Genomic DNA, 5,423 nt, shown 5'->3' on the forward strand with positions numbered 1-5,423 from the left:
AATATATGGTACTACTTTCGGTATTTATGGTTTTATTACGTGAGTATAGCCTTCAAGAGGATATTGTTGTTGGAAGTCCATTTTCAGGGAGAGTTCACCCAGACACGGAAAAAATCCTCGGTATGTTTGTGAACACTCTAGTTATGAGAGGGAAGCCTCAAGGCGATAAAAGCTTTCACACCTTCTTGGAAGAAATGAAGGAAAAATGTCTGCAGGCACAAGCGAATCAAGAATATGCCCTTGAAGAATTGATAGAAAATCTCGATTTAGTAAGGGATAGCTCACGTAATCCTTTATTCGATGTGATGTTCAATATTCAAAATATGGTAGATTTAGAATGCGATTTTGAAGAATTTGGTTTTAAAGAAATAAGTTGGAGTAAAAATGTAGCGAAATTTGATTTAACTGTTACATTAACTGCGACTAAACATGGTTATGGATTGAGCTTTGAGTATCGTAGTGATCTATTTAATAAAAATAGCATCGATCAAATGATGGCTCACTATGTACAGATCTTGAAGGAAATTACCCAGAACCCTACCCAAAAAATAATAGATTTTAATGTTGTTAGCCCTACAGAAAAAGAGAAGATTCTTGATGAATTTAACGATATATCTCTATCTACTCCTTTAGACAAGAATATTGTGACACGCTTTGAAGATCAGGTTGCACAAACACCTGATAAAGTTGCTGTATGCGCCGAAGGGAAGGAAATTACTTACCAGGAACTAAATGCAAAGGCGAATGAACTTGCCGTTCGGTTGCGTCAGATGGGCATCGGTCGTGATGACTATGTAGCGATCATGGCGGAACGGAACATAGAAACAATCATAGGGATTTGTGGGATCATCAAGGCTGGCGGAGCTTACGTCCCGGTTGACCCAGCTTATCCGTTAGAACGTGTTACTTATATGTTAGAAGATTGTAAGCCTAAGGCTATTCTAGTGAACGGTTCATCTTGCATATATAGGGAAGATATTCCTGTTGTAGATGTAAGTGAAGCAATGCAGTGGACAGGTAGACAGGAGAACCCTATAAACATTAATACAGTAGATGACCTAATTAATCTCATCTATACCTCTGGTACGACAGGGAAACCGAAAGGAGTCATGATTGAGCATAAAGGTGTTACACGATTGGTACACCGTCCTAATTATGTAGAATTGAATAAAGACACCGTAATTTTACAAACAGGGTCACTAAGTTTTGACGCAGCCACATTTGAAATCTGGGGGGCATTGTTGAATGGAGGAGAGCTTCAGATTGGTAGCCACGATGTTATCATGGATGCGGCTGCTCTAAAACAGACAATTGCCAAACACAAAATTAACACCATGTTTCTAACTACTGCCTTGTTTAATCAGTTAATTAACAGTGATGTAACTGTGTTTGATGGAATAGGTACATTATTATTCGGGGGAGAAAAGACCTCGGAATTACATGTAAGAAAATTACTGGAGAATAACGCCCATATTCAGCTTACTAATGTATACGGTCCGACGGAAACGACCACATTTGCGACTTACTATCCAATTGACGTTGATCAGTTAAGAGCCAAAACGCCTATTGGCAAACCAATCTCTAATACGGCCACGTATATTATGAACGAAGGTAGATTGTGTGGCATAGGAATGGTAGGCGAGTTATGCATCGCAGGCGACGGCGTAGCAAGGGGGTACTTAAATAAACCTGAACTAACCAAAGCAAAATTTATCCCGAATCCATATGGTCCTGGGATGATGTATTGTTCAGGTGATTTAGTTAGATGGTTGCCAGATGGAAATATTGAGTATCTAGGCAGAATAGATGGTCAAGTAAAACTACGTGGGTTCCGTATTGAGCTTGGTGAAATTGAAAGTGTAATTCGAAAGGTAGACAATGTAAAAGAAGTGGCTGTGGTTGTGAGCGAAAGAGACAATGAACAACATCTCTGTGCTTATATTGTCGGAAGGAATATTTTAGATGTAGCAATAATCCGAAGTGAGATTGGAAAAGAATTGCCAGCATATATGATACCTGCTTATATGATGCAAATTGGTGAAATACCACTTACCAGAAATGGAAAAGTAGACAAAGAAGCATTGCCAGAAATTGAAGCAAAAAGCAACGAAGAATATGTTGCTCCAAGAAATAAAATAGAAGAGAAGATCCTTAACGTTTTTGCAAACGTCTTAGGAGTTAAAAAAATTGGTCTTACTGATAGCTTCTATGAATTGGGTGGCGATTCCATTAAGGCTATTAGAGTAGTGTCGAAACTGAGAGAGTTAGCAATTGATCTATCAATTAGGGATATTATGCAAATGCGAGTAATGGATTCCATCTTAAAAAAAGCAAAGAGCGCTGAGTTAAAGGTTAAGTATGAACAGGAAGAGGTAGTAGGTAACGTTCCCTTAACTCCTATTCAAAAAACATTTTTTGACTGGAAGTTACCTAATGTAAACCATTTTAATCAAGCTGTCATGTTAAAGGCAAAAGGAAAACTTGAAGAACAATTAGTAAGGAAAACATTAAGAGAAATCACGGTGCATCATGATTTGTTACGGGCAACTTTCATAGAGGAAGAGCAGGTAATACGTAAAGCTGAGGATATAGAAGCATTTCACTTAGAAACATACAACTTCATGAATATAGTAGATAAAAGTGTTCTGGCAAAACTTATACGGGATGAAAATAACAAATTACAGAGTAGTATAGATATCACTTCGGGACCATTACTAAAAGCTGCTTTATATAGAACAATTGAAGGTAATTATTTAATGATTTGTATTCATCATTTGGTTATTGATGGGGTGTCCTGGAGGATAATAATCGAGGATTTAGTCAATGGTTATAAACAAGCATCGGCACGCCAGCATATTAAATTTCCGGAAAAAACAGCATCATACCTTGATTGGTCTCAGGGGCTTTTAGAATACAGCAAATGTATGGAACTTGAAAGTGAGCTTGAGTATTGGACTCGAGTTTGTAAGAAAATGGAGTTAGGTAGAATTTCGGAGGATTCAATAGGAGAAGAGGGGTTTGGCAGTACTACAATCCTATTTGACAGGGAAACAACGCAAAGTTTACTTTACGAGGCGAATAAGGCTTACAATACAGAAATTAATGATATCCTCCTCGTCACACTAGGTTTAGCAGTGAAATCATGGAAAGGACAAAAAAATATAGGAATTCATCTCGAAGGCCACGGTAGAGAGGAAATTCATAAGGATATCAATATTTCTAGAACAGTGGGATGGTTTACAAGCATTTATCCTGTACTATTGGAGATCCCAAATGATGTAGAAGAAGCAGTTATTCAAGTAAAAGAGACATTAAGACACATTCCAAATCACGGATTAGGGTTTGGAGTTATTCAAAACTACAGGAAAGATAGAATCTACGAGAATGATGCAGATATATGCTTTAATTACCTAGGACAATGGAACGATGAAGAAAGAGAGAATATAAAAATTAATTTAACATCCGATTGGGATTGTGGAAGAACAATTGCAGGGGAAAATAAATTGAAAAACGGCATTACAATTACAGGTATTGTAAAAGATAACCAACTATCAATATCAATATTATTTGATAAAGCTAAATATAATACAGAATCTATTAATCTATTAAACGTAGAATATGAAAAAGCTTTGCGTGGGGTTGTAGAGTTCTGTGCTTCTAAGCAAGAGGGAGTCAAAACTGTCTCTGATTATAATGAAGATCTAACTGCGGAAGTTTTGCAGGAAATACTAGAAATTTTCTAATTTCTACATTATGGGAGGAAAACTTCGAACATGGAAAATAAGATCCAATCGATCTATGCACTTAGTCCAATGCAAGAGGGAATGTTATATCATAAATTACTAAATGAACATTCGACTGAGTATTTGGTGCGTTATGTAATCAAGGTAAATGGAGACTTAGATATTGTTAAAGTAAAAGAAAGCCTAAGTTTACTATCTGAGAAATATGAGGTTTTACGTACAGCTATCGTTTTACCCAAAAAAGGGGATAAACCTTTACAAGTTGTACTAAGAAAAAGAGAAATTGAACTAAATCTTATTGATTTAACAACATACACGATAAATCAACAAACTGAGCAAATTGAGCAAATAAAGCAAGATGACCTTAATCGAGGGTTTGACTTACAAAAGGACAGTTTAGTAAGAGTGACAATTATGAAAGTATCCCCTAATGAACATTTAGTATTATGGAGCTTACATCACATTATTCTGGATGGGTGGTGCAGTTCAACAGTATTAACCAATTTTTTTAGAAATTATGAGAGGCTATGTATGGGGGAGGCATATGCCTCCATACAGGCAATGGACCAAGCCGAGAAATCTAATATTGCTTCCTTTGAAGATTATATTAAATGGTTAGAGAAGCAGGATAAGAGAACGGGATTGGAGTACTGGGGTACCTTATTAAATGATTATTCTGAAACTGCAATAATTACTCCTTTTAATAAAAGTCAGAATACAAGAGAAGAAATGGCGAGATACTCTCTTACTGCAGATCATTTTTTAAAGGAACAATTGAAAATATTTTCCCAACAGAGCAATGTAACAATTAATACGGTATTAGAGAGTGCTTTAGGAATATTACTTCAAAAACATAATATGAACCATGATGTAGTATTTGGAAAGGTAGTTTCTGGCCGAAATGCTGACATAGTGGGAATTGATCAAGCTGTAGGGTTATTTATTAATACAATCCCAGTAAGGGTGAAAACGGAAAAAAATAGTAATCTTAAAGATTTAATACAATCTATGCAAAATCAAGCATTGGATAGCTCCTGTTATGATTTTTGTTCCTTAGCTGATATTCAAGAACAAAGTAACCATGGTAGGGATCTTATCAAAGTATTATTTGTGTTTGAGAATTATTTTGTTGATGAACTCGCAGTGACTGAGGAAAAACAGTCTCTTGGAAAGACGTTAATGATAGAATTTGAAGAAGGTAGAGAACAGACGAATTATCCACTTAATTTTAGTGTTTCTTTAAAAGATACACTTGATCTTGATATTATTTATAATCCTAAGCTATATGCAGAACATGATATTCGTTTAATTTTAGAACAATATCATTTTGTTTTAAAGGAAATTATTCAAAATTCTACGCAAAGAATAGAAGATATTAATATTGTTAGCCCTACAGAAAAAGAGAAGATTCTTGATGAATTTAACAATACAGTTCCATCTAATTCCTTAGACAAGAATATTGTGACACGCTTTGAAGATCAGGTGTCACAAACACCTGATAAAGTTGCTGTATGCGCCGAAGGGAAGGAAATTACTTACCAGGAACTAAATGCAAAGGCAAATGAACTTGCTGTTCAGTTGCGTCAGATGGGCATCGGTCGTGATGACTATGTAGCGATCATGGCGGAACGGAACATAGAAACAATCATAGGGATTTGTGGGATCGTCAAGGCTGGCGGG

The 5,423-nt window shown here is 36.1% G+C and carries 2 protein-coding genes; both read left to right on the top strand.

All coding sequences use genetic code 11. From position 1 onward, the window contains the following. Nucleotides 1–5 precede the first annotated feature (5 nt). Nucleotides 6–3,743 carry an amino acid adenylation domain-containing protein gene (locus J7E26_RS17310; RefSeq protein ID WP_285289009.1) on the top strand — a complete coding sequence of 1,246 codons (3,738 nt, stop codon included), beginning with the start codon at nt 6–8 and terminating at the stop codon, nt 3,741–3,743. 30 nt (nt 3,744–3,773) lie between these two features. Continuing rightward, nucleotides 3,774–5,423 (top strand): condensation domain-containing protein (locus tag J7E26_RS17315; RefSeq protein WP_214814438.1); only part of this gene is annotated, 1,650 nt, incomplete at its 3' end.

This window comes from Bacillus sp. ISL-51 (genome assembly GCF_018613535.1).
GTDB lineage: Bacteria > Bacillota > Bacilli > Bacillales > Bacillaceae > Bacillus.

Bases quoted from the DNA above. Each gene is read 5' to 3' on its own strand.
- J7E26_RS17310 (WP_285289009.1), top strand. From the start codon at position 6: ATGGTACTACTTTCGGTATTTATGGTTTTATTACGTGAGTATAGCCTT.